Origin of the sequence: Arthrobacter sp. CAN_A2 (genome assembly GCF_015752045.1) — a bacterium.
GTDB lineage: Bacteria > Actinomycetota > Actinomycetes > Actinomycetales > Micrococcaceae > Arthrobacter_D.
Genome location: NZ_JADOUS010000007.1, coordinates 15,697 through 40,216, shown reverse-complemented (window position 1 = coordinate 40,216; position 24,520 = coordinate 15,697). Strand labels below are relative to the sequence as shown.

General features: G+C 69.8%; 22 protein-coding genes. 14 read left to right on the top strand and 8 right to left on the bottom strand.

Annotated elements, in window-relative coordinates; translation table 11 throughout:
- Positions 1-82 precede the first annotated feature (82 nt).
- The gene (gene rpsT / locus IWX63_RS10585) at positions 83-343 is read right to left on the bottom strand and encodes a 30S ribosomal protein S20 (RefSeq protein WP_199278146.1); all 261 of its coding nucleotides are present in this window, start codon (positions 341-343) and stop codon (positions 83-85) included.
- Between the two features lie 219 nt (positions 344-562).
- Complete coding sequence (locus tag IWX63_RS10580; RefSeq protein ID WP_199278145.1) at positions 563-1,093, bottom strand: type II toxin-antitoxin system PemK/MazF family toxin; 531 nt, start codon at positions 1,091-1,093, stop codon at positions 563-565.
- Between the two features lie 191 nt (positions 1,094-1,284).
- On the opposite strand from IWX63_RS10580, the gene lepA reads away from it, so the two are divergent.
- Positions 1,285-3,138 carry a translation elongation factor 4 gene (gene lepA / locus IWX63_RS10575; protein ID WP_199278144.1) on the top strand — a complete coding sequence of 618 codons (1,854 nt, stop codon included), beginning with the start codon at positions 1,285-1,287 and terminating at the stop codon, positions 3,136-3,138.
- 30 nt (positions 3,139-3,168) lie between these two features.
- Entirely contained in the window at positions 3,169-4,398 is a 1,230-nt protein-coding gene (gene hemW / locus IWX63_RS10570) for a radical SAM family heme chaperone HemW (RefSeq protein ID WP_199278143.1), read from the top strand.
- A gap of 15 nt (positions 4,399-4,413) precedes the next feature.
- Here hemW and IWX63_RS10565 read toward each other — a convergent pair whose 3' ends face one another.
- Both IWX63_RS10565 and IWX63_RS10560 read right to left on the bottom strand, forming a co-directional pair.
- A complete protein-coding gene (locus IWX63_RS10565; protein ID WP_199278142.1) occupies positions 4,414-4,830 on the bottom strand; it encodes a DUF4870 domain-containing protein in 417 nt (138 codons plus the stop codon).
- A gap of 78 nt (positions 4,831-4,908) precedes the next feature.
- Positions 4,909-5,772 (bottom strand): DUF3097 family protein, encoded by an 864-nt coding sequence (locus tag IWX63_RS10560; protein ID WP_199278141.1) that lies wholly within the window; start codon positions 5,770-5,772, stop codon positions 4,909-4,911.
- Between the two features lie 176 nt (positions 5,773-5,948).
- Between IWX63_RS10560 and hrcA the strand changes: the two genes are divergently transcribed.
- The 3 genes from hrcA (at position 5,949) to IWX63_RS10545 (ending at position 8,978) form a co-directional block, all read left to right on the top strand.
- Positions 5,949-6,962: a heat-inducible transcriptional repressor HrcA gene (gene hrcA, locus IWX63_RS10555; RefSeq protein ID WP_199278140.1), complete on the top strand. Its 1,014-nt coding sequence runs from the start codon at positions 5,949-5,951 to the stop codon at positions 6,960-6,962.
- A 118-nt stretch (positions 6,963-7,080) separates the two neighbouring features.
- Positions 7,081-8,211, top strand: a complete 1,131-nt coding sequence (gene dnaJ, locus IWX63_RS10550; protein ID WP_199278139.1) for a molecular chaperone DnaJ — start codon at positions 7,081-7,083, stop codon at positions 8,209-8,211.
- A gap of 2 nt (positions 8,212-8,213) precedes the next feature.
- Entirely contained in the window at positions 8,214-8,978 is a 765-nt protein-coding gene (locus IWX63_RS10545) for a 16S rRNA (uracil(1498)-N(3))-methyltransferase (protein ID WP_199278138.1), read from the top strand.
- Positions 8,979-8,989: 11 nt separating this feature from the next.
- Here IWX63_RS10545 and IWX63_RS10540 read toward each other — a convergent pair whose 3' ends face one another.
- The gene (locus IWX63_RS10540; RefSeq protein WP_199278137.1) at positions 8,990-9,976 is read right to left on the bottom strand and encodes a GerMN domain-containing protein; all 987 of its coding nucleotides are present in this window, start codon (positions 9,974-9,976) and stop codon (positions 8,990-8,992) included.
- 469 nt (positions 9,977-10,445) lie between these two features.
- On the opposite strand from IWX63_RS10540, the gene IWX63_RS10535 reads away from it, so the two are divergent.
- The 5 genes from IWX63_RS10535 (at position 10,446) to IWX63_RS10515 (ending at position 15,903) form a co-directional block, all read left to right on the top strand.
- A complete protein-coding gene (locus tag IWX63_RS10535; RefSeq protein ID WP_199278136.1) occupies positions 10,446-11,480 on the top strand; it encodes a PhoH family protein in 1,035 nt (344 codons plus the stop codon).
- Complete coding sequence (gene ybeY, locus IWX63_RS10530) at positions 11,477-11,950, top strand: rRNA maturation RNase YbeY (RefSeq protein ID WP_199278135.1); 474 nt, start codon at positions 11,477-11,479, stop codon at positions 11,948-11,950. The genes IWX63_RS10535 and ybeY overlap by 4 nt, the downstream gene beginning before the upstream one ends.
- Positions 11,947-13,257 carry a hemolysin family protein gene (locus IWX63_RS10525; RefSeq protein ID WP_199278134.1) on the top strand — a complete coding sequence of 437 codons (1,311 nt, stop codon included), beginning with the start codon at positions 11,947-11,949 and terminating at the stop codon, positions 13,255-13,257. The genes ybeY and IWX63_RS10525 overlap by 4 nt, the downstream gene beginning before the upstream one ends.
- Positions 13,244-14,173, top strand: a complete 930-nt coding sequence (gene era / locus IWX63_RS10520) for a GTPase Era (protein ID WP_199278133.1) — start codon at positions 13,244-13,246, stop codon at positions 14,171-14,173. The genes IWX63_RS10525 and era overlap by 14 nt, the downstream gene beginning before the upstream one ends.
- A 167-nt stretch (positions 14,174-14,340) precedes the next feature.
- Entirely contained in the window at positions 14,341-15,903 is a 1,563-nt protein-coding gene (locus IWX63_RS10515) for an LCP family protein (protein ID WP_334685795.1), read from the top strand.
- A gap of 91 nt (positions 15,904-15,994) precedes the next feature.
- Here IWX63_RS10515 and IWX63_RS10510 read toward each other — a convergent pair whose 3' ends face one another.
- On the bottom strand, positions 15,995-17,953 hold the full coding sequence (locus IWX63_RS10510) for a M13 family metallopeptidase (protein WP_199278132.1): 1,959 nt from the start codon (positions 17,951-17,953) through the stop codon (positions 15,995-15,997).
- A 226-nt stretch (positions 17,954-18,179) separates the two neighbouring features.
- Between IWX63_RS10510 and leuA the strand changes: the two genes are divergently transcribed.
- From leuA to IWX63_RS10495, 3 genes are all read left to right on the top strand, one after another.
- Positions 18,180-19,922: a 2-isopropylmalate synthase gene (gene leuA / locus IWX63_RS10505; RefSeq protein ID WP_199278131.1), complete on the top strand. Its 1,743-nt coding sequence runs from the start codon at positions 18,180-18,182 to the stop codon at positions 19,920-19,922.
- Positions 19,923-20,003: 81 nt separating this feature from the next.
- Positions 20,004-20,750 carry a DNA repair protein RecO gene (recO, locus tag IWX63_RS10500; protein ID WP_199278130.1) on the top strand — a complete coding sequence of 249 codons (747 nt, stop codon included), beginning with the start codon at positions 20,004-20,006 and terminating at the stop codon, positions 20,748-20,750.
- The gene (locus tag IWX63_RS10495) at positions 20,747-21,547 is read left to right on the top strand and encodes an isoprenyl transferase (protein WP_199278129.1); all 801 of its coding nucleotides are present in this window, start codon (positions 20,747-20,749) and stop codon (positions 21,545-21,547) included. Before recO ends, IWX63_RS10495 begins: the two co-directional genes overlap by 4 nt.
- Before the next feature lie 12 nt (positions 21,548-21,559).
- Here the strand turns inward: IWX63_RS10495 and IWX63_RS10490 are convergent, their stop codons facing one another.
- Positions 21,560-22,633, bottom strand: coding sequence for an alpha/beta hydrolase (locus IWX63_RS10490; RefSeq protein ID WP_199278128.1), 1,074 nt, complete (start codon positions 22,631-22,633; stop codon positions 21,560-21,562).
- An 89-nt stretch (positions 22,634-22,722) separates the two neighbouring features.
- Between IWX63_RS10490 and IWX63_RS10485 the strand changes: the two genes are divergently transcribed.
- Positions 22,723-23,805 (top strand): quinone-dependent dihydroorotate dehydrogenase, encoded by a 1,083-nt coding sequence (locus IWX63_RS10485; protein ID WP_199278127.1) that lies wholly within the window; start codon positions 22,723-22,725, stop codon positions 23,803-23,805.
- A 106-nt stretch (positions 23,806-23,911) separates the two neighbouring features.
- On the opposite strand, the gene IWX63_RS10480 is transcribed toward IWX63_RS10485, so the two are convergent.
- Complete coding sequence (locus tag IWX63_RS10480) at positions 23,912-24,502, bottom strand: DUF3043 domain-containing protein (protein ID WP_199278126.1); 591 nt, start codon at positions 24,500-24,502, stop codon at positions 23,912-23,914.
- Between the last annotated feature and the right edge of the window lie 18 nt (positions 24,503-24,520).

Below are 24,520 nucleotides of genomic sequence, written 5' to 3'. Positions count from 1 at the left end.
CGCCGGGCGCCGGGTGGGCGCCGGATCAACGACGAAGGGCCGGCCCCGTGAGGAGCCGGCCCTTCGTCGAAGGTTCCGCAGCTTAGAGCGCGTTGACCTTCTTGGAGATCGCGGACTTGTGGTTCGCTGCGTTGTTCCTGTGCAGCACACCCTTGGTGACAGCCTTGTCGAGCTTCCGGCTGGCCGCCTGCAGCGCCGTAGCGGCAGCCTCCTTGTCGGAGCCCTCGACGGCCGTGTTCACGGCGCGGATGGCGGTCTTGAGCTCGGACTTCACCGAGTTGTTGCGCTGCCTCGCCTTTTCGTTGGTGAGGATGCGCTTCTTCTGGGACTTGATATTTGCCACGTATGAGAACTTTCTTTGTATTGCGGACTGGTCGTGAGGGTATCTCGGCCAACCGAAGACTGAGCGGCGTGGGGATACCGTGTGGCGATCGGCCAAAGTGCCCGAAGACCTGCGCGGACACACAGCTATACAGGTTAGCAGAAACCTGCGCCCAACCCGAGCGGCCCGGCGTCGACCCCTGATCCCGGCCGGGGCACCGACGGCGTCGGGGCGCGTCCCTCAGCCGAGCAGGTGTCCGGGGACCTGTGCGACGACCCGTTCGTACTGTTGGCGAGGAAGGACGGCGCCCTCCCTCCTGACGTCGTCCGGCCGGATGCGGAGCAGTCGGTCGATCCTCACCTCGCTCGGGCGCCCCCGCCGGTCCCACGCCCCGGCCCCGATATCGACGTAGCGGTCGTCGTGGTCGCCGGCGTTGTTGCGGTCTCGGCTCGTGAGCATCAGGCCGAGCAGGGTGCCACCTTCCCGGCCCACCAGCAGCACCGGGCGGTCCTTGCCCTGTGACGGGTCGTCCTCGTACGGCACCCACGTCCACACGATCTCACCCGGATCGGGCTTGCCGTCCGAGGTGGGGCAGTACGCGAGCAGCGCCGCCCGGCGACCCGCGGGGACGCGCCCCGACGGGGACGCCCCCGGGTGCACGGCCGATCGACGCCGGGGAGGGGCGCTGCTCCGCTCGGCGGGCGCGGTGCTGCCCACGGCTCGGACGATACGGTTCGCGAGGGACAGGAGGGAACGCACGGTGATCGCCATGCTCGCATCCTAGCGAGCACACCCGATGGCGCCGGGACGGGTGGGCCGGGAGCCCGTGCGTGCGATTGCCGCAGCCGTGCAGCGTCGTGGGACACTAGGGGAGGCCGCCGCGGACCGGTGCCATCGGACCCGAGGTCCGCCCGCCCGGCCGTCGCACGCCGGACCCTGTTCCGTAAGAGTGAGGAAGCTACGTGTCACCCATGGCCCGCACCGCTCCGGTGCCTGCCGCCACCGATCCGGCGATCATCAGGAATTTCTGCATCATCGCCCACATCGATCACGGGAAGTCCACGCTGGCCGACCGCATGCTGCAGCTCACGGGAGCCGTCGAGCAGCGGGACATGAAGGCGCAGTACCTCGACCGGATGGATATCGAGCGCGAGCGGGGTATCACCATCAAGTCCCAGGCGGTCCGCCTGCCCTGGGAGGTCGACGGCACCGCCTATGCGCTGAACATGATCGACACCCCCGGCCATGTCGACTTCACCTACGAGGTGTCCCGCTCGCTCGCGGCCTGCGAGGGTGCGATCCTGCTCGTCGACGCGGCGCAGGGCATCGAGGCCCAGACCCTCGCGAACCTGTACCTCGCGATGGAGAACAACCTCACGATCATCCCGGTCCTCAACAAGATCGACCTCCCGGCCGCCCAGCCCGAGAAGTACGCGGCGGAGCTGGCGAGCCTCATCGGAGGGGAGCCCGAGGACGTGCTGAGGGTCTCCGGCAAGACCGGTATGGGGGTCGAGGTGCTCATGGACAAGATCGTCCGCGACCTCCCCCCGCCCACCGGGAATCCGGATGCACCCGCCCGCGCCATGATCTTCGACTCGGTGTACGACACCTACCGCGGTGTGGTCACCTATGTCCGGGTGGTCGACGGCAAGCTGAGCCCGCGCGAGCGCATCCAGATGATGTCCACGCGGGCCAGCCACGAGCTGCTCGAGATCGGCGTCAGCTCGCCCGAGCCGACGCCGTCCAAGGGCCTCGGCGTGGGCGAGGTGGGCTACCTCATCACCGGGGTGAAGGACGTCCGCCAGTCGAAGGTCGGCGACACCGTCACCAACCTCGCCAAGCCGGCCGCGGAGTCGCTCGGCGGTTACCAGGACCCCAAGCCGATGGTCTTCTCCGGCCTCTACCCCCTTGACGGCACGGACTATCCCGTGCTGCGCGACGCCCTGGACAAGTTCACCCTGAACGACGCCGCCCTCGTCTACGAGCCCGAGACGTCCGCGGCGCTGGGCTTCGGTTTCCGTGTCGGCTTCCTCGGCCTGCTGCACCTCGAGATCACGCGCGAGCGCCTCGAGCGGGAGTACAACCTCGACCTGATCTCCACTGCGCCCAACGTCGAGTACGAGGTCACCCTCGAGGACAAGCGCGCCGTGAAGGTGACCAATCCCAGCGAGTACCCTGTGGGCAAGATCGCCGAGGTGCGCGAACCCATGGTGTCCGCCACCATCCTCGCGCCGTCGGAGTTCATCGGCGCGATCATGGAGCTGTGCCAGCAGCGCCGCGGCGTGCTCGGCGGCATGGACTACCTGTCCGAGGACCGCGTCGAGATCCGCTACCGGCTGCCCCTGGCGGAGATCGTCTTCGACTTCTTCGACCTCCTGAAGTCCAAGACCCGAGGGTACGGGTCCCTCGACTGGAAGGCCGACGGCGACCAGGTGGCCGACCTCGTCAAGGTGGACATCCTCCTGCAGGGCGAGCAGGTGGACGCCTTCAGCGCCATCACCCACCGCGACAAGGCCTATGCGTACGGCGTGATGATGACGGGCAAGCTGCGCGAGCTCATCCCGCGCCAGCAGTTCGAGGTGCCCATCCAGGCCGCGATCGGGGCGCGCATCATCGCCCGCGAGAGCATCCGCGCGATCCGCAAGGACGTCCTCGCGAAGTGCTACGGCGGTGACATCACGCGCAAGCGCAAGCTGCTCGAGAAGCAGAAGGAGGGCAAGAAGCGCATGAAGATGGTGGGGCGCGTGGAAGTGCCCCAGGAAGCCTTCATCGCCGCCCTGTCGTCCGACGAGTCGAAGGACAAAGCCAAGAAGTGACGCACCACGCTTCCGGGCGGACGGGGCCGCATGCCTAGCGCCCTGCCGCTCGGCCTGCCGGCACCGGAGGACGGCGTCCTGCCGCCCTCCGCGGCCGAGGGAGCCCTCGAGCGCGACTTCTGCCTCTACGTCCACATCCCGTTCTGCGCCGTCCGGTGCGGCTACTGCGACTTCAACACCTATACGGCCACCGAGCTCGGCGGCGGCGCGTCGCAGGACGCGTACGCCGGCTCCGTCCTCGCGGAACTCGCTCTCGGGGTGCAGGCGCTGGAAGCCTCCGGGGTGCCGCCCCGCCCGCTGGCGACGGTCTTCTTCGGCGGCGGCACGCCTACACTGCTCCCCGCTGAGGACCTCGCCGCCATCCTGCGGGCCGCCCGCGACCAGTGGGGCCTGGCGCCGGACGCCGAGGTGACCACGGAGGCGAACCCCGACTCGGTCACCCCGGAATCGCTGCGCGTCCTCCGGGACGCCGGCTTCACCAGGGTCTCCTTCGGCATGCAGTCGGCGGTGCCGCACGTCCTGGCCGTCCTCGATCGCACGCACTCCCCGGAGCGCGTCCCGCAGGCCGTGCAATGGGCCCGGGAGGCCGGGCTGAAGGTCAGCCTCGACCTGATCTACGGCACACCGGGGGAGTCGCTGGAGGACTGGCGGACATCGCTGGCCACGGCGCTGTCCTACGGGCCCGACCACATCTCCGCCTACGCCCTCATCATCGAGGACGGGACGCGGCTCGCGTCGCGCATCCGCCGGGGGCAGGTGCCACCGATCGACGACGACGACCACGCCGACAAGTACGCGCTGGCCGACGAGATGCTCACCGCGGGCGGGCTGGAGTGGTACGAGGTCAGCAACTGGGCACGCACTCCCGCCGATGCATGCCGCCACAACCTGGCCTACTGGCGCGGCAGTGACTGGTGGGGAGCGGGCCCGGGAGCCCACTCGCATGTCGGCGGGACCCGCTGGTGGAACGTGAAGCACCCGCGCCCCTACGCGGATGCCCTCGCAGCGGGCCATTCGCCGGCGGCCGGACGCGAGGTCCTGTCGGACGAGGACCGTTACGTCGAGGACGTGATGCTGCGGGTGCGCCTGCGCGAGGGCCTCGCGACGGACATCCTGACGACGTCGGGGCGTCGGGCCGTCGCCGGACTGATCGCGGACGGGCTCGTCGAGCCGGTTGCGGCCTTCGCCGGCCGCGTGATCCTGACGTTCAGGGGTCGCCTGCTCGCGGATGCCGTGGTGCGCAGGTTGCTGCCCGACTGACGCGTCGGACGCGGGTCAGCGGATGAGGCGCAGATTCAGGGGGTAGCGGTAGGGCCGGCCGCGATTGACCTGGATGCCGGCGTTCACCGAGAAGATGGTGATGGTCAGCCAGATGACGGCGTTCAGGACGGCGAACACCCCGCCGATGACCGGTATGAGTGAGAGCAGCCACGCGGCCAGCGCGATGATCGTGGGAGGGAGCGTGAAATTCAGCGCCTCCTTCGACTCCTGGGCGGTGAAGGGGCCGCGATCCTTGAAGATGAGGAAGATCAGCAGGGACGGGATGAACCCGAGGATGCCCCCGAAGTGGGCCAGGGTGGCGTACTGGCGATCCTCCGAAGCCGTCAGGGGAAGGGCGTTGGCCGGGGTGCCTTCGAACGCGGGCTGCGACTTGCCCGGTTCGTGATGCTGCTGGTCGGCGGTGTTGGACAACGTCAATTCCTTTGCTGGCTGTCGGGAATCTTCCCCCGGAATGTGTTCCAAGGATACGTGGTACCGGCGCCGGTCGGCTCAGGGACTGCCGGGGGTTGCGGTGAGGAAGTCGATCACCTCCTCGACCCGGCCCAGCAGCGAGGGCTCCAGATCGGCGTAGGTGCTGACCCGACCGAGGATGCGCTTCCACCCGTTGGCCACGGCGGCCTGGTTGTGGTGCGGCCAGCCGAGGCCGGCCAGGATGCCGGTCTTCCAGTCCTGGTTGCGGGGGATGACGGGCCAGGCCTCCAGGCCCAGGGCCGCCGGCTTCACGGCCTGCCAGACATCCACGTACGGGTGGCCGACGATGAGCACGTTGCCGCGGGCGCCGGGAGCGGTCATCGCCTGCTGCGCGATCCGGAACTCCTTGGTGCCCGGGAGCAGGTGGTCGACGAGGATGCCGAGTCGGCGCTGCGGGCCGGGGCCGAAGGCGCGGATGGCGCCTTCCAGGTCGTCCACGCCGTGCAGCGGTTCGACGACGATCCCCTCGAGGCGCAGATCGTCGCCCCATACCTTCTCGACGAGTTCGGCGTCGTGCTGGCCCTCCACCCAGATCCTGCTCGCGCGGGCGGTTCTCGCCCGCGCGTTCTCGACCCGGACAGACCCGGATGCGGTCCGGTTGGCGGCAGCCTTGGCGGCAGGAGCTGTGCCCGGGACGGGCGCGACGACGTGGACGGGACGGCCGTCGAGGAGGAAGCCGTGGCCGAGGCGGAAGGTGCGCGTCTTGCCGCGACGGTCCTCGAGCACCATCACATGGAGTCCGCCGGACTTCTCCACCCGGACCACCGCGCCGACGAACCCGCTCTGGACGTCCTCGAGGACCATGTCCTTCGCGACGGGGACCTCGGCGAGTCCTACCCGCTTCGGAGCCGATATATCTTGGGCTCCCCAGCCGTAGTCCATCCCGGGTGTGTCCTTCCCACGGGGGCTCCGGCGGTCTGCCGCAGCCCGGGATCCCAATGCTAACAATCGAAGCGGACGTACTAGACTTGGCACTTGGGCGTGTCGAGTGCTAACGCCCGGGGATTATCCGCTGCGCGTGCCCAGGGGAGAGGAACGGAGCCGGAGGTGACACAGGAATGAGTGAACCGCGACGCCTGGAGGTGCTCAGGGCCATCGTCGAGGACTACGTCCATTCCCGGGAGCCCGTCGGGTCCAAGGCCCTGGTGGACCGCCACCGCCTGGGAGTCTCCTCGGCCACCATCCGCAACGACATGGCCGTCCTCGAGGAGGAGGGCCTGATCACCGCGCCGCACACGAGCTCGGGGCGCATTCCCACCGACAAGGGCTACCGCCTGTTCGTGGACCGCATCTCCGAGGTGAAGCCCCTGTCCGCGCCGGAGAAGAAGGCCATCCAGACCCTCCTGGAGGGCGCCGAGGACCTCGACGACGTGATGGACCGCACGGTGAGGCTGCTCGCGCAGATCACCAACCAGGTGGCCGTCGTCCAGTTCCCCCGCGTCGGCGGGGCGTCCGTGCGCCACATCGAGTGTGTACTCCTGGCGCCGCAGCAGATCCTCGTCGTCCTGATCGCGACCAACGGCACCGTGCAGCAGCGGATCGTGCGTACCCGGTCGGACATCGAGGAGTCGGAGCTCGCTGAGCTCAAGCAGCGCATCCTGTCCGCGGTGTCGGGCGTGAAGCTCACGGCGCTGCCGGGCGAGCTCGGCATCGCGCTCTCCCAGCTCCCTCAGGGTCTGCGTGCCCACGGGGGTACGATCGTCAAGGTACTCGAGCAGCTCGCCGGGCTCGGGCGGGACGACCGCATCCTGCTCGCCGGGACGGCCAACCTGGCCCGCTCGACCGGGGATTTCCCGCTGAGCATCGGCCCGGTCCTGGAGGCGCTCGAGGAGCAGGTGGTCATGCTGCGGCTGCTGTCGGAGATGGAATACGACGCCCGCGGCATCTCGGTGCGGATCGGGAGCGAGAATCCCTACGGAGGGCTGTCGGAGGCCTCCGTGGTGGCGACGGGGTACGGGCCGGATGCCGGAGCGAAGCTCGGCATCCTCGGCCCCACCCGCATGGACTATCCGACGACGATGGCGGCGGTGCGCGCCGTCGCCCGCTACCTCTCGAGGATCCTCGAGGAATAACGGGGGCGCGGGCAGCGGTTCTGGGTTGTCGACGGCCACCCAGGGCCGACCATGGCCTTTCCGCCGGTGCAACCGGCGTGCAGACGACAGAACATTCAACAGGAAGTGATGTGTACGAGTGAGTAATCACTATGAGGTCCTCGGTGTAGCGCAGGGTGCGACCGGGGAGGAAATCAAGAAGGCGTACCGCAAGCTCGCCCGGAAGCTCCACCCCGACGTCAACTCCGGGCCGGACGCCTCGGAGGAGTTCAAGCGCGTCAGCCACGCCTACGAGGTCCTGTCCGACCCGCAGAAGCGCCGGGTCTACGACACCACCGGCAACGAGAACGGGACGGACAGCGGCTACGGCGCGGGGTACTCGGGCTCGGGCTTCGCCTTCCAGGACATCTTCGAGACCTTCTTCGGCGGCGGCGGCCAGCAGGCCGGCGCTCCCTCGCGGACGCGTCGCGGACAGGACGCGCTCATCAACGTGCGCATCGACCTGAAGGACGCGGTCTTCGGCACCAACAAGAAGATCGAGGTCGACACCGCGGAGGTGTGCCCCACGTGCGACGGCAGCTGCTGCCAGCCGGGCACCTCACCCCGGACGTGTGACATCTGCCGCGGCTCGGGCCAGGTCCAGCGGGCCGTGCGCTCGATCCTCGGACAGGTCATGACGAGCGCCCCCTGCGGTACCTGCCAGGGCTTCGGCACCGTGATCCCCAGCCCGTGCCACGAGTGCAGCGGCGAGGGCCGCGTCCGCGCCCGCCGCACCCTGACCATCAAGGTCCCCGCCGGCGTCGGGACCGGCACGCGCATCCAGCTGGGCGGCCAGGGCGAGGCCGGGACGGCCGGCGGGCCCCAGGGCGACCTGTACGTCGAGATACGGGTCGCCACCGACTCCACCTTCCTGCGCGACGGCGACGACCTGCACGTGACGCTGAGCGTCCCGATGACCGCCGCGGCGCTCGGCACCACGGTGCACCTGGACACCTACGACGGCGACCAGGAGCTCGATATCAAGCCGGGCACCCAGCCGGGCGAGATCCTGACCCTGCGGGGCCTCGGGGTCACGCACCTGCGGAGCCAGGGCAGGGGGGACCTGCGGGTGCACCTCAATGTCGAGACCCCGCGCAACGTCGACCCGCAGCAGGAGGAGCTCCTGCGCAAGCTGGCGGAACTGCGCAACGAGGAGTACACCGACGGCCAGCTGGCCAGCAGCGGCTCCGGCGTCTTCGCCCGCCTGCGGGAGCGGCTCGGAAACCGCTGACCATGACGCGTCCCCTGTTCTTCGGGCCGGGCGAGGCGGTCCGTGCGTCGGCCCCCGGCAGCGTCTTCGTGCTCGGGGGTGACGAGGGGCGCCACGCCGCCACGGTCCGACGCCTCGGCGAGGGTGAGCGCCTGGATGTCTCCGACGGTGCGGGCTACCGGATCGGCGGCGTCATCACCGCGGTCGGGAACGGGACGGTCGAGGTCGCCGTGGAGACGGCAGGCCAGGAGCCTGCACCTCGGCACCGGCTGATCCTCGTCCAGGCCCTGGCCAAGGGCGGCCGCGACGAGCAGGCCGTGGAGGCCGCGACCGAACTCGGGATCGACGCCGTCGTCCCGTGGCATGCCGAGCGGAGCATCGTGCGCTGGCGCGGCGACAAGGCCGAGAAGGGCCGGCAGAAGTGGACGTCGCTCGTCGGGGCCGCATCGAAACAGTCGCGCCGTTCGTTCGTGCCCGACGTCCACGCCGTGATGGACACCTCGCGGCTTGCCGTGTGGGCCGAGACCGTCGACCGCGTGATCGTCCTGCACGAGGACGCCGACGTCCCCCTCGCGGACCAGGTCTCCGCCCTGCTCGCGGCCGGGTCGTCGGGCACGACATCGACGGCCGTCGTCGTCGGACCGGAAGGCGGCATCAGCGAGGCGGAACTGGGGAAGCTGCGCGACGCCGGTGCCGATACCGCCCGACTGGGCCCCCACGTCCTGCGCTCCTCGACGGCCGGCCCGGCCGCCCTGGTCCTGCTGAACCACCTGCTCGGGCGCTGGTAGCCCGCTCCCGCTCAGCGGACGACGACGGTCTTCGAGTCCCTGGCCGCTCCGTCGGTGGAGGGAGCCGAGACGGTGATCTCGTACCGGCCCGGAGGCAGCGTCACCGAGAACGAGTACGCACCGGGCGCGCCGTCCTGGGGTGCGATGTCGACGGAACCGTCCCGGAAGAGTTCCGTGGGGCCCTCCGCCGAACCGTCGAGACTGTGATCGATCCGCCAGGCCAGCTCGTCCTCCGACGCCGGGCCGGTCCCGTGGACGGTCAGGCGGTCCCCATCGACCTGCACACCCTCCTGTGGATCGATGATCCACAGCGGGGCGAGGGTCGCGGCATCCCGGGTCCACTCGCCGCCCAGGTCCACGGAGCCGAAGGCCCGGTAGTCCGCCGCGCCATCGACCAGGACGACGACCGAACTCGCCTCACCGCCCGCGATGAGCCCGGCATCGGCGGCCGCCGCCGTGGCCGTGTACACCAGCTGCTGCAGCGCGAGGCGCCCCTGCTTCTCGCCGAGGCGCTGCGGGAAGGCATCGGAGGAGATATCGAGGGTGATGACGTTCTTCGTCGAGATGGAGGCGGTGACCCTCGACGCCGGCTGCCAGGACGAGTGGTAGTCGGGATCGAGCGGCTGCCCCGAGGTCATCAGCCGGACGGCGTCGGCGATCGGATCGCCACCGGACTCCTCCGGTGTCAGGAATTCGCGGAAGAGCCGCTCCGCGCCGTCCTCGTCGCCGAGCCAGTAGACGGGCACCAGCGGCCGAACGGCGTCCGAGGGGTCCGTGGTGGTCGCCTGCCCGGACAGGGCGTCGGGCGATGCCGTGACGGCGCCGTCGGGCGCCGTCGTCGCGCGGGAATCGGGGAGGGGAGCCATCTGCGCGTTGCCCGCCAGCAGTCCCGGATCGGGGAGGAGGAAGGCGCCGCTGCCCACCAGCACGGCACCGGACACCACAAGGATGCCGCCGAGCCCCAGCCGGTTCTTCTTCAGCGGGTCCTGGTGGTTCATGCGTGCCTCCTTCCGTCAGGTGCGGGCGGGTAGATCGGTCGTGCCCGGCGATGGGTCGTGTCGTGCCGTCCCCGGGAGCGTGGCTCCGGCGACGCCGCCCCGGCGCGGCCGGCGGACGGTCGGCTCGCTCGGGGCGGACCTGTTTCAGCTTGGCACAGCGCGGCGGCGCTGCCCGGTCGAATAGGGGCCTGCAGGATGACTGAAACCTGATTGATACGAAGCCGGGGGCGATTCGCCGCGGAATCGGGAGTCGGGGCGGAACCGGTGCGGAACCGGTGCGGAGGACCGAGAATTCGCTTGCAATCCTGACGATTCCGGGGAATCAGGGATGCTCGCGGCCCGTTGGACGAAGGGCCGGCGCGGGCGGGATGGCGTAACATTGGCATCCCCGCCTCATGGGCGGACGCGGGACCAGACCATCAGTACGACAATTCGGATGAGGGGCGATCGAAGGCCGGACGGCCGAGGTATGAGCGAAACTTCAACAGGCATCAATGCGGCAGGACTCGACACCAGGGTGTTCCTCTTCGATTCGACGGAGCAGATGGTGCAGGCGCTGGGCTCCAACGACGAGGCGCTGCGACTGATCGAGGAGTCGTTCCCGGGCGTGGGCCTCCACGCCCGCGGGAACGAACTGACCATCACCGGCCCCTCGACCGATGTGCTGCGGACCGAGCGGCTCGTCGCCGAGATCCGCTCCATGGCCGCCAACAACGCGCCGGTCTCGCCCCAGGTCCTGGAGCAGCTGGTCACCATGCTGAAGACGCAGAGCGCGGCCCGTCCCTCGGAGGTGCTGTCCGTCAACATCCTCTCCTCGCGGGGCAGGACGATCCGCCCGAAGACCCTCAACCAGAGCACCTATGTCGACGCGATCGACCGCAACACCATCGTGTTCGGCATCGGTCCGGCCGGTACCGGCAAGACCTACCTCGCGATGGCCAAGGCCGTGCAGGCGCTGCAGCACAAGGAGGTCAACCGGATCATCCTGACGCGGCCCGCCGTCGAGGCGGGCGAGCGACTGGGCTTCCTGCCCGGCACCTTGAACGACAAGATCGATCCGTACCTCCGCCCCCTGTACGACGCGCTGCACGACATGATGGACCCCGACTCCATCCCGCGCCTCATGGCCGCGGGGACCATCGAAGTGGCCCCGCTCGCCTACATGCGCGGCCGGACCCTCAATGACGCGTTCATCATCCTCGACGAGGCCCAGAACACCACCCCGGAGCAGATGAAGATGTTCCTCACGCGCCTCGGCTTCGGGTCGAAGATGGTCGTGACGGGTGACATCACCCAGGTCGACCTCCCCGGCGGTACGAGTTCGGGCCTGCGCGTCGTCAGCGAGATCCTCCACGACGTCGACGACGTGTACTTCAGCGAGCTGGACGCCTCCGACGTCGTCCGGCACCGGCTCGTCGGGGACATCGTCAGCGCCTACGGCGCCTGGGACGAGGGCCAGCGCGCCGCCCAAGCGCGCACGGGCCGGCCAGCGGCCGCCCGATGAGCGTCGAGGTCAACAACGAGTCCGGGCACGACGTCGACGAGGCCTCCCTCGTCCGCCTTACGAATTTCCTGCTCGAATCCCTCTTCGTCCACCCCGAGGCCGAGCTGTCGATCATCCTCGTGGACACCGCCGCGATGGAGAAGCTGCACATCGAGTGGATGGACGAAGCCGGCCCCACCGATGTGCTCTCCTTCCCCATGGACGAGCTGCGACCGGGGACACCGGGCCGGATGACGCCCGCGGGGCTCCTCGGCGACATCGTGCTGTGCCCGGACGTCGCCGCATCCCAGGGCGCGGCCGCCGGGCACAGTACCAGGGACGAGCTGCTGCTGCTCACGACGCACGGGGTCCTCCACCTCCTCGGCTACGACCACGCGGAGCCCGAGGACGAGAAGGAGATGTTCGGCCTCCAGCGCCAGCTCCTGTCCGACTTCCTCGGCGGCGACGCCCCCCAGGAGACGCGCGCTTGACCATCTGGCTTCTCGCATTGATGGGGTTGCTCTTCGCACTCACGGCTGCCCTCGTCACCGCCGCCGAGGCGGCCTTCAGCTACCTGCCGCGCCAGGAGGGTGAGGCCCTCGTCCAGGAGTCCCGGACGCAGTCGATCCGTCGCATCCTCGACGCCCCCGTCGCCCACATGCACGCCCTCCGGTTCTGGCGGGTGTGGTTCGAGATGGCGGGGGCCGTCGCCGTCGCCATCCTGTTCCACGACCTGCTCGACAGCATCTGGCTCGCCGGTCTCCTCGCCACGGCGGTGATGGCCGGCATCGGCTTCGTGATCGTCGGGGTGTCACCCCGGCAGCTCGGGCGTATCCACGCTCCCGCCGTCGTCCGCCTGACGGCGGGGCTCGTGTCCTTCCTGTGTGCGATCCTCGGCCCGATCCCCCGGTGGCTCGTGCGCATCGGCAGCTCCATCACGCCGGGCGCGACCCGCGACGAGGCCGCATTCTTTACGCAGGAGGAGTTCCGTGAGCTCCTCTCCCGTGCGTCCGACGCCGAGATGATCGAGGACGACGAGGCGGAACTGATCCACTCGGTGTTCGAACTCGGCGACACCAAGGTCCGCTCGGTCATGGTCCCGCGCACGGACATGGTCACGATCGAATCCGGCTCGACGCTGAGCCAGGCCATGTCCCTCTTCCTCCGCTCGGGCTACTCCCGCATCCCCGTCATCGGGGAGAGCTCGGACGACATCCGGGGTCTGCTGTACCTGAAGGACGTCGTGGCGAACCTGCACGGTCGTCCGGCGTCGAATTTGTCCCGGCCCGTCGACACCGAGTGCCGCCCCGCGCGCTACGTCCCGGAGTCGAAGCCGGTCGGCGACCTGCTGCGCGAACTCCAGCGCGAGTCGACCCACGTGGCCATCGTCATCGACGAATACGGCGGTACGGCCGGCCTCGTCACGCTCGAGGACCTCATCGAGGAGATCGTCGGCGAGATCGTGGACGAGTACGACTCCGAGGTGCCGGAACAGGAACAGCTCGAGGGCGGCGAGTACCGGGTGAGCGCCCGGATGGGGATCGACGACCTCGGGGAGCTGTTCGGTCTGGACCTCGACGACGAAGAAGTGGACACGGTCGGCGGCCTGCTGGCCAAGACCCTGGGCAGGGTGCCGATCGTCGGATCAGAGGTCACAATTGACGGTATCGGCCTGCGGGCCGAACGCGTGGAGGGCCGGCGTAACCGGGTCTCCCACGTGATCACCTACCGCGTACCACCCGAACCCGCAGCGCAGGACGAACGAGAGACGATAGAGGCTGACAATGAGCGACGCTAAGCACAGGGCCGGATTCGTCTCGCTCGTCGGACGACCCAACGCGGGCAAATCGACCCTGACGAACGCCCTCGTGGGGCAGAAGGTCGCCATCACGTCGGCCAAGCCGCAGACCACCCGCCACACCATCCGGGGAATCGTGAACCGCGAGGACTCGCAGATCGTCCTCGTCGACACCCCCGGCCTCCACCGCCCCCGCACCCTGCTGGGGCAGCGCCTCAACGATCTCGTCGCCGACACCCTGTCCGAGGTGGACGCCGTCGGCTTCTGCCTGCCCGCCAACGAGAAGATCGGTCCAGGGGACCGCTTCATCGCCGAGCAGCTGGCCCGACTGAACCGCAAGCCCCTGATCGCGGTGGTCACCAAGACAGACCTCGTGGACCGCCGTGCCCTCACGGAGCAGCTCCTGGCCGTCGCGAAGCTCGGCACGGACGTGGCGGGTGCCGACGGGTGGGCCGACATCGTGCCCGTCTCCGCGGCGGACGGTTTCCAGGTCGGTACCGTCGCCGAGGTCTTCAGTCGGCACATGCCGGAGTCTCCCGTCCTGTACCCCGACGGGGAGCTGACGGACGAACCGGAGGCCGTGATGGTGGCCGAACTGGTCCGCGAGGCCGCCCTGGAGGGCGTCCGCGACGAGCTCCCGCACTCCTTGGCCGTCGTCGTCGAGGAGATGATCCCGAGGGAAGGGCGCAGCGCGGACAATCCCATGCTCGACGTCCACGTCAACCTCTACGTCGAACGTCCGTCGCAGAAGGCGATCATCATCGGCAAGGGCGGTGCACGGCTCAGGGAAGTGGGCACCAACGCTCGCCGGGGCATCGAAGCACTGCTCGGGACCCGGATCTACCTCGACCTCCACGTCAAGGTGGCCAAGGACTGGCAGCGGGACCCCAAGCAGCTCGTCAAGCTAGGGTTCTAGCGGGCACTACTTCCCGGTACCACTCGTTGGACCGCCGGAACACGCCCGCCAGAAGTCCCAGCCGGCCGACCGACGTCGCCGCCGGCCACCGCGCACCGGTGTGCTGTCGTCCCGACCGTCGAGGTCGCCGGTGACACGCACGCCCAATGATCCGAAGGAGCCCGGGCATGACCCGCCGACCGTCCAGTGATGGCGCACAGAGCGCCGGCGACGCCTCCGCGGCGATCCCCGCTGGAGCGACCGGCGGTCCGGTCCCGGCAGGACGGCACCTCGGTCGCGGGGGGCGCCACCGGGGGCTCGCGATCGCCGCCATGGTCATGGCAACCGTGCTCGTCGCCGCGGTGGCGTTCGTAGCGGTCCAGGTGTTCCGCCTGCAGTCGAACGTCGCGACCTCCCCGCTGAACCTGGGCGAGAACGGGGAATCGGCGTTGCCCGTCGACTCCAGCACCGACCCCCTCCAGATCCTCATCCTCGGCACCGACACGCGCACGGGCAATTCCGGGGAGTTCTTCGGCAGCGAGGACGATTCGGCCGGTGAGGGCAACTCGGACGTCATGATGCTGCTGACGCTCTCGGCCGACCGGGAGGACGTCACCGTCGTCTCGTTCCCGCGCGATCTGCTGGTACCCCTGCCCGGCTGCGTGAACCCCGGGACCGGGGAGACGTCCCAGGCGATGGACCTGGGCCAGCTGAACGGAGCACTCGGCGAGGGCGGACCCGGCTGCACGGTCGCCGCGATCAACAATCTCACCGGACTCTCCATCGACCACTTCATGATGGCGGATTTCAACGCGGTCAAGGAGCTGTCCTCCACCCTCGGCGGCGTCGAGGTCTGCGTCGAGGAACCCGTGGACGACGAGTACTCCGGCCTGTCCCTGCCCGCCGGGACCAGCGAGGTGGAGGGGGACCAGGCGCTGGCCTTCCTGCGCACGCGCCACAGTTTCGGCGACGGCGGCGACACGGGGCGTATCGCAGCCCAGCAGTCGTTCATGGCGTCGATGGCGCGCAAGGTCCGCGCCGAAGGGACCCTCACCAATCTCCCTCGGCTCTACTCGATCGCCGACACGGTCACACGCAACCTCACGGTGGACGAGGGCCTGTCGCGGCCCGCGGAGCTCCTGAAGATCGCCGACCGCATGAAGGACGTCGACCTCGGCAACATCGCCTTCGTGACGGTACCCACCGAGCAGTGGATCGAGGATCCCAATCGCCTGGTGCTCGATGAGGACGCGGCTGCGCCGCTCTTCGACGCGCTGCGCGAGGACCGGGGCCTCACCGAAGAGGCGCCCGAGCCGTCGTCGGCGGCGACGACGACGGCCACGGCGGCTCCCACCCCGCAGGCGCCCGCAACAGCCGAGGCTCCGGCTGTCGATCCCGGGACGGTCCCGGTCCTCGTCGTGAACGCGACATCGAACCCCGAGCGGGCGGCCGAGGTGCAGGAGCTGCTCGCCGCCGCCGGTTACACGCAGGCCGCACTCTTCGAGGCCGTGCCGGCAGAGCTGTCGCAGGTCTACTTCAGCACCGGCTACGAGGCTGCCGCGGCGGATGTCGCCGCCCGGTTCGGCATACCGCAGAGCCAGGTCGCCCTCGACGAGGCGGCGGCCGGTGTCCAGTTGCTCGTCGGCGCCGACCTGGCCACCGGATCCAGGGCCGTCGTACCGCCCCTCGGAACCGCACTGGACGGCCAGACGGCCGACGAAGTGACCTGCCAGTCGGCGTCCGGCCTCTAGGAAGAGCCTCCTGCGGAACCGGCCGGCGCGGGACAGGCCGGCCCCGGTGCCCTGCGGGACACCGGAGCCGGCCTGTCCACGGCGACGAGGCCTACCAGATCCGCACGCGGTCCTCGGGCTTCAGCCACAGCCGGTCCTCCGCGCCGAGGTCGAATGCCGCATGGAACTCGTCGAGGTTGCGGACCACCTGGTTGCAGCGGAACTCGTTGGGGGAGTGCGGGTCCACGGTCAGGCGCCGCTTGGCCTCCTCCGGCCGGATCTTCTGCTGCCAGCATGTGGCCCAGGAGAGGAAGAAGCGCTGGGTCCCGGTCAGCCCGTCGATGACCGGTGCCTCCGCGCCCCCGAGGCTCAGCAGGTAGGCGCGGTAGCTGATGCCGAGCCCGCCGAGGTCGCCGATGTTCTCGCCGAGGGTGAGCTCGCCGTTGACGGTCTGCCCTGCGACCTCCGAGGGCTCGAGCGCTGCATACTGGGCGACGAGACGTCCGGTCAGGGCGTCGAACGCCGTCCTGTCCGCCTCGCTCCACCAGTTGCGCAGGCGTCCGGTGCCGTCGAACTGGGATCCCTTGTCGTCGAAGCCGTGGCCGATCTCGTGCCCGATGACCGCCCCGATCGCGCCGTAGTTGACGGCGTCGTCGGCCTCGATGTCGAAGAACGGGGGCTGGAGGATGGCCGCCGGGAAGACGATCTCGTTCATGGTGGGCATGTAGTAGGCGTTGACGGTCTGCGGCGTCATGAGCCAGGTGCCGCGGTCGATCGGTCCGCCCAGCTTGTCGAGCTGCCGGCGGTGCTCGAACTCGGAGGCGCGGAGCACGTTGCCGTAGAGGTCCGACGCCTGCACCTCGAGGGGGCCGTAGTCGATCCACGTCTCCGGGTAACCGATCTTGGTGGTGAACTGCGAGAGCTTCTCGAGGGCACGGTCCCGGGTCTCGTCGGTCATCCATGCCAGTGACGAGATGCTCGCTTCGTACGCCGCGATGAGGTTACCGACCAGTGCGAGCATGGCGGCCTTGTGCGTCGCAGGGAAATGCCGTTCGACGTACCGCTGCCCGATCGCCTCGCCCACCGCACCCTCGACCAGCGCGACGCCGCGCTTCCAGCGGTCCTTGATGCGGGGGGTGCCGGCCAGGTGCGTGCCGTAGAAGGCGAAGGCCGCGTCGACGAACCGCTCGTCGAGGTAGTCGGCCGCGTGCAGGAGGACGCGGCTCTCGAGCCACTCCCGCCAGGTGCCGAGGTCCTCGGAGCGCAGGGCGCTGTCGAGGCCACGCACGAAGTCCGGCTGGTTGACCACGAGCTCCGCAGCCTGGTCCGGGGTGTCCGTGACGATGTCCAGCCACGGGAGGAGCTGGTCCGACAGCCCGGCGACGGCGTCGTGCCGGACGAGGTTGTACGTCTTCTGCGGGTCCCGCCGTTCCACGGACCCCATCGACGACGCCGCGAGGCGCGTCTCGAGCGCGAGCACGCGGGCGGCGGCGCCGGTCGGATCAGCGGTCCCGGCGACGTCGAACAGCCGCGCGAGGAGCTCCCGGTACCTGTCGCGCGTCTCGGCGAAGCCCTCCTCACGGTAGTAGGACTCGTCCGGCAGGCCGAGGCCCGACTGGTACAGGTGCAGCAGGTAGCGCTCGGGATTGCCGGCGTCGTTGCTCACATACGGGGCCACGAAGCCCTGGACGCCCGAGCGGGTGAGGCCCGCGCTGAGGGCGACGAGGTCCTCGACCGCGGCCACCGCCCTGATGCGTTCCAGCAGGGGGGCGATCGGGGCGGACCCCTCGGTTTCGATGCGCGCCGTGTCCATGAAGTCCCCGTACAGGGTGCCGATCTTCGCGTCGAGCCCGTCGGTCGAGCCGTCGGCCGCCTGTGCCGCGGCCTCTTCGATGATCGTGCGGACGGCGAGCTCCGAGGCGTCCCGGAGGGCGGTGAACGAGCCGGTGAGCGGCCGGTCGTCGGGGATGACCGTGTCCTTCAGCCAGACGCCGTTCGCGTAGCGGAAGAGGTCGTCCTGGGGCCGTGTCGTCGTGTCGAGAGTGGCCGGATCGAAGGTGCTGATCGTCATAGTCGCTTCCTGATTCCTCGTGGTGCGGCGGGGCCGGCACTCGTCCGAGCGCCCCCGGAAGCCATCCTATGTGCCGTGCTATCGTGGCAGGGTGCGCGCACAGACAACTCTTCTTCGGTGCCGCGGCGAGGCCATCTAGGACGAAGAGCCACTGGCCATCCCTCGCCGCGGAGTCCGCGATGCCCGGCCGCCGGCACACTCAGTTCCCACAGACAAGGCCGATCCCATGCGAAACGCACAGAAGACCTCCGGTATGCCGTTCGGCAAGTACCGTCCCTTCCAGGACCAGATCACCGTCGAGCTCCCCGACCGCACCTGGCCCGACCGCCTGATCACGAAGGCGCCCCGCTGGTGCGCCGTCGACCTCCGCGACGGTAACCAGGCGCTGATCGACCCGATGAACCCCGAGCGCAAGCACAAGATGTTCGATCTGCTCGTCCGAATGGGCTTCAAGGAGATCGAGGTCGGCTTCCCGTCGGCGTCACAGACCGATTTCGACTTCGTCCGCCAGCTCGTCGAGGGCGACCGCATCCCCGACGACGTCACCATCCAGGTCCTGACGCAGTCGCGTGAACACCTGATCGAGCGCACCTACGCGTCCCTCGAGGGTGCGGACCGCGCGATCGTGCACCTGTACAACTCGACCTCTGTGCTGCAGCGGCGCGTGGTGTTCAACCAGGACCAGGACGGCATCATCGACCTCGCCCTCCAGGGCGCCCGGCTGTGCCGCAAGTTCGAGGAGAACATGGGCAGCACGGCGATCACCTACGAGTACTCCCCGGAATCGTTCACGGGGACGGAGCTCGAGTTCGCGGCACGCATCAGCAACGAGGTGTCGGCCGTGTTCGAGGCGTCCGCCGACCGGCAGATGATCCTCAACCTGCCGGCCACCGTCGAGATGGCGACGCCGAACGTGTACGCGGACTCCATCGAGTGGATGAGCCGCAACCTCACGGACCGGGACAGCATCATCATGTCGCTGCACCCCCACAACGATCGCGGGACCGGCGTGGCCGCGGCGGAGCTCGGCTACCTGGCCGGCGCGGACCGCATCGAGGGGTGCCTCTTCGGCAACGGTGAGCGGACCGGCAACGTGGACCTGGTGACGCTGGGAATGAACCTGTTCAGCCAGGGCATCGACCCGGAGATCGACTTCTCCGACATGGACTCGATCCGCCGTACCGCCGAGTACTGCAACCAGCTCAGCGTGCCGGAGCGCTCTCCCTACGGTGGCGACCTCGTCTTCACCGCCTTCTCCGGCTCCCACCAGGACGCCATCAAGAAGGGGTTCGAGAGCATGGAGCACGACGCCGCCGCGGCGGGCGTCGGCGTCGACGACCTCCCGTGGGCCGTCCCGTACCTGCCGATCGATCCCAAGGACATCGGCCGGTCCTACGAGGCCGTCATCCGGGTGAACTCGCAGTCCGGCAAGGGCGGCGTGGCGTACCTGCTCAAGAACGAGCACAGCCTCGACCTGCCGCGCCGTGCCCAGATCGAGTTCTCCGGGGTCATCCAGCGCCGCACGGAGACCCAGGGCGGCGAGGTCAGCGGTGCACAGCTGTGGTCCGTGTTCCAGGACGAGTACCTGCCCACCCGCACCGAGGGCGGTCCGGAGTCCTGGGGCCACTACGAGCTCACCTCCGTCAACACCGACACGGCCGAGGACGGCTCGTTCAAGCTGGTGGCGACGCTCCTCGTCGACGGCGTGCAGCAGCGGAAGGCCTCCCAGGGCAACGGCCCGATCGATGCTTTGCTCACCATCCTCAGCCAGGACGGCGTGGACGTCCGCGTCCTCGACTACACCGAGCACGCCCTGTCCTCCGGCGGCAACGCCCGTGCGGCGGCCTACGTCGAATGCGCCGTCGGCGAGCGCGTGCTGTGGGGTGTCGGGATCGACGCGAACACGACGATGGCCGCACTGAAGGCCGTCATCTCTGCGGTCAACCGCGCCATCCGCGACGCCGCCTGAGCCCCGCCGAGCCCGGACCCCCCGTCCCCGCAGTCCCGCGCCGAGCGGGCCCGCGGGGGCGGCAGGTGGGAGAATGATCCAGTGCCCTCCTCGTCAGCCTCACGCACCTACCGCACCGAAGGCGTCGTGCTGCGCACCTACAAGCTCGGTGAGGCGGATCGCATCATCGTCCTCCTGACACGGGAGCACGGGCAGGTCCGTGCCGTCGCCAAGGGCGTCCGCCGGACCAGCAGCAAGTTCGGTTCCCGCCTGGAACCGTTCATGTCCGTGGATCTCCTGCTCGCCCACGGGCGGAACCTCGACGTCGTCACCCAGGCCCAGACCAAGGGCGCCTACGGCCACGGCATCGCCGCCGACTACGGCCGGTACACCGCCGCGACCGCCATCGCCGAGACCGCCGAACGCCTCACGGACGTCGGCGAGGCCGGGGGAGCGCAGTACGCGCTCGTCGCCGGTGCGTTCTCCGCGCTCAGCCGTGACCTGCACGCCTCGGAACTCATCCTCGACTCCTACCTGCTCCGCGCCCTGGCGACGGCGGGGTGGGCCCCCAGCTTCACGGCCTGCGCCCGCTGCGGCGCACCCGGTCCCCACTCGGCCTTCTCCGCGCCGCTCGGCGGAGCGGTCTGCCCGGCCTGCCGCCCGCCCGGCTCGGCGTCGCCGTCGTCCGCGACCATGGAGTTGCTCGGGGCGCTGCTCACGGGCGACTGGGTGGTCGCGGACGCGTCGGAGAACGGTGCGCGGCGCGAGGCCGCCGGTCTGGTGGCCGCCTACCTCCAATGGCACCTCGAACGCGGGGTCGCCTCCCTCAAACATGTGGAGCGTGCATGAAGAATCCCGCCCGACCCGCGGCGCCCTGGCCGCACCCGAGCGGCGAGCAGGCTCCGTCCATCCCGCGCCAGTTCGTGCCCCGCCACGTGGCGATCGTGATGGACGGCAACGGCCGCTGGGCGAACGAGCGTGGGCTGCCCCGCACCGAAGGGCACAAGGCGGGCGAAGCGGCCCTGCTCGACGTCATGGCCGGCGCGATCGAGATCGGCGTCCGGCATGTCTCCGTGTACGCCTTCAGCACCGAGAACTGGAAGAGGTCCCCCGAGGAGGTGCGGTTCCTGATGGGCTTCAACAAGGACGTGCTGAGGCGCCAGCGCGACCAGCTCGACGAGTGGGGGGTCAGGATCCGCTGGTCGGGCCGCCGGCCGAGGTTGTGGCAGTCGGTCATCCGGGAGCTGGAGGACGCCGAGCGGCACACCGTCGGCAACACGACCTGCACCCTGACGATGTGCGTCAACTACGGCGGACGCGCGGAGATCGCCGATGCTGCGCGGGCCATCGCCGAGGACGTCGCCGCCGGGACCCTGAAGGCCTCCTCGGTCAGCGAGAAGACCGTGCAGCGCTACCTCGATGAGCCCGATCTCCCCGACGTCGACCTGTTCCTGCGGACCTCCGGCGAGCAGCGGTTGTCCAATTTCATGCTGTGGCAGTCCGCCTATGCGGAGATGGTCTTCATGGACACGCTGTGGCCTGATGTCGATCGTCGCACCCTGTGGCGCGCCATCGAGGAGTACGCCTCGCGCGACCGGCGGTACGGGGGAGCGGTGGACCAGGCGGCGGACCGGGCCTCCTCCTAGCGTCCCACCGCCTCAACGCTTCACCGAGGCAGGGTCCGGCCTCCCGGGGACCGGCGACCGTGCCCCTGCGGGAACGTGCGCGTCCATCCACGACGCGGCGGCCCGGACCGCGGTGCCGCGGACCTCGGGGCGCGACAGGAAGACATCGTGCAGGGCGCCGGGCAGGCGCCGGATGGTGACGTCGTGCCCGAGTTCCGCCGCCCGCCGCACCATCGGCACCACGTCGAGGATGATGTCGGACTCCCGCATCGATTCGTTCCAGGTGGCGCTGATCACCGACGCCGTCGAGCACAGGACGAGGACGGGAACGTCGACCGTCACGCCGCGGGCCAGGGCTGCGTGGCCCGCGAGGACCGCGGCGAGCCACCCGGCCCGGATGGGGAATCCCGTCTCGGGCCGCCAGGCGGCGTCGATCGGCCATTCGCCGTCGAGCGTGTCGCTGATGCTCCTGAAGTAGAACCCCAGTTCGGGCAGGCGCAGGCGCGTCTTGGGCCGACGGCGCGAGAGGGTGTCGAGGATGCCCTGGGCGGCGCTGCGCAGCAGGGTACTGCCCTGGGTGTCGAGCCAGGGGCTGTTGAGCACGAGCGCCGCGATCCGCCCCGGGTTGCGTGCCGCCCACAGTGTCGCGGTGAGTCCGCCCGTCGAGTGCGCCATGAGGACGATCCTCGGTTCGGACGCCGCGCCCTGCCTCCCCGCGCGTGTCGCGAGCCGGACGCGCAGTGCGGCCAGTGCCGCCTCAAGGTCGGCGTCGTACTCCTCGAGGGACCTCGCGAAACCGGGTGTCTGGCCGGGCAGGAGGCTGCGGCCGTACTTGTGGAGGTCCAGCGCGAAGAACGCCCAGCCCTGCGCGGAGAGCGCTTCGGCGAGCTCCGCATGGAAGAAGTAGTCGCTGAAACCGTGGATGTAGAGCACGGCCCGGGCGGGTCCCGGTGCGTCACCGGCCGCATCCGGGGCTGCGTCGGGGGGTGCGTCGGGCTCGTAGGCCACGAGGGTGGCCACCCGGGGGCCCTCGTCGTCGGGCTCGAGCTGGAGGGTCAGTGCGCGGAAGGGATCCCCGAGGATGTCCTCCGACCAGCTCTCGTCCATGCCCCGACCCTACCGGTGCGCGCCGCGAGGCGCCCGCGGGCGGTCCCATCGAGTTGGTGCCCGCCGCGGGAGCGTGGAACTCTGGTGACATGCGCTTCTACCCGACCTTCTTCAGGATCGTCTTCTCCGGGATGGACGCCGAAAGGGCCCATCGGATCGGGTTCGCCCTGATCCGGGCGGTCGATCCCACGCCGATCGGCTGGGCGCTGCGCCGTGTCTGCGCTCCCGACCCGAGCCTTGCCACCACCGCCTTCGGCGTGGAGTTCCCTTCGCCGTTCGGACTCGCCGCGGGCTTCGACAAGGGCGGCAAGGGCGTGCTGTCCCTCACCGCCCTGGGCTTCGGCCACGTCGAGATCGGCACCATCACCGGCCAGGCCCAGCCGGGCAACCCCGCGCCACGCCTGTTCCGGCTCGTCGAGGACCGGGCTGTGATCAACAGGATGGGCTTCAACAACGACGGCGCCGCCGCCGTCGCTCCCCGCCTCCGGTCCGCGCGCCGCCGGCTGGCGCGCCGCTACCGGTCGAGTCGGCGTCCCGTGGTCGGCGTCAACATCGGCAAGACGAAGAAGGTGGACCTCGTCGACGCGGTCGCCGACTACCTCGTCAGCGCCGAGGAGCTGGCGTCCGTGGCGGACTATCTCGTGGTCAATGTGTCCTCCCCGAACACCCCGGGCCTCCGGTTGCTCCAGAGCGTCGAGTCGCTCCGTCCACTCCTCGAGGCCGTCCGCCGCACCGCGGACGCCGCGGCGGGTCGGCACGTACCGCTCCTGGTCAAGATCGCGCCCGACCTGACCGACCAGGACATCGACGACGTCGGTGCCCTCGCTCTCTCCCTCGGCCTGGACGGCATCGTCGCGACCAACACCACGATCACGCGCGAGAACCTGGTCACGGACCCCGCCGTCGTCGTGGCGAAGGGCGTCGGCGGGTTGAGCGGCGCGCCGCTGAAGGCGCGGTCCCTGGAGGTCCTCAAGCGGCTGCGGTCGGCGGTCGGGGACCAGCTGGCCATCGTGGCCGTCGGCGGCGTCGAGACGCCGGAGGACGTCCTCGAGCGGCTGGACGCCGGCGCCACCCTCGTCCAGGGGTATACGGCGTTCCTCTACGAGGGGCCGTTCTGGGCGCGCCGCATCAACCGCGGGATCCTGCGCGCCCGGCGCAGCACGGCGGCCTGACCACGGGTCGACGCGAAGAGCCGGGCCTGGGGAGGCCCGGCTCTTCGCTGTCGATCGCACCGGCACGCGGTGCGCAGGGAAGGTGCGGAAGGAGACGGTGGGTAGGTCAGGCGGGGTACTGGCCCCGGCGGACCTGGGGCTTCGGCAGGCGGAGGCGCCGGAACTGCAGGGCGCGGGTGACGCCGTACCAGAGATCGCCCTGGTTGGGGGAGCCGAACTTCTCGGTCAGTCTCTTCTTCAGCTTCCGGCGCAGCAGGACGCAGTCCACGATCACTGCGACGATCAGGAACCAGAACGCCATGAGGACGGCGCTCTGCACGGCGAGGGACTGGAAGAAGCTGAGGATCACGAACACGAGCGCGGCGATCATGAGGAATTCCCCGATGTTCACCCGGGCATCGACGAACTGGCGGATGTACCGGCGGTTCGGACCCTTGTCGCGCAGCGGGAGGTAGCGTTCCTCGTCGGTGTCGAGTGCCTGCCGCATCCTCGTGCGCTCGTCCCGCACCGAGGCGCGGGACTGGTCGCGCGCCGCCTTGCGGTCGTCCGGGACGAGGGGCCGCCTGCGGGCGGCCTCCTGCACGCTGCGCTTGGGCGTGGGCGCACCCTTGCCCTGCGCGCGCGGCGCCTCGGGGGGGCGTGAAGCGCTGTCAACGGCTTCCTGGGCAGAGGGGGCTTCTTTGTTTCGTCCGAACACCTCTTCAGGATACCGGGT